Below are 272 nucleotides of genomic sequence, written 5' to 3' on the forward strand. Positions count from 1 at the left end.
GGTGTAGGTGAGCCATTCGCGGACCAGTCTGCGGGCCAGCTCCAGACCGATGACGCGCTGTCCGAGGCAGAGGACCTGGGCGTCGTTGGAGAGGACGGCTCGCTCGACCGAGAAGGAGTCGTGCGCGGTGACGGCGCGGATCCCCGGCACCTTGTTCGCGGAGATGGCGACGCCGAGGCCGGTGCCGCACACGAGCAGGGCGCGGTCGAAGCTGCCGTCCGCGACGAGCCGGGCGGCGTCCACGGCGACATGGGGATACGCCGTGTCCTGGC

The 272-nt window shown here is 71.3% G+C and carries 1 protein-coding gene; it reads right to left on the minus strand.

The window, feature by feature from the left end; genetic code table 11:
• Positions 1-272 (minus strand): RpiB/LacA/LacB family sugar-phosphate isomerase (locus J0695_RS42740; protein WP_206970168.1); only part of this gene is annotated, 272 nt, incomplete at both ends.

The sequence above is a fragment of the Streptomyces beijiangensis genome, from assembly GCF_017315755.1.
GTDB classification, from domain to species: domain Bacteria; phylum Actinomycetota; class Actinomycetes; order Streptomycetales; family Streptomycetaceae; genus Streptomyces; species Streptomyces beijiangensis.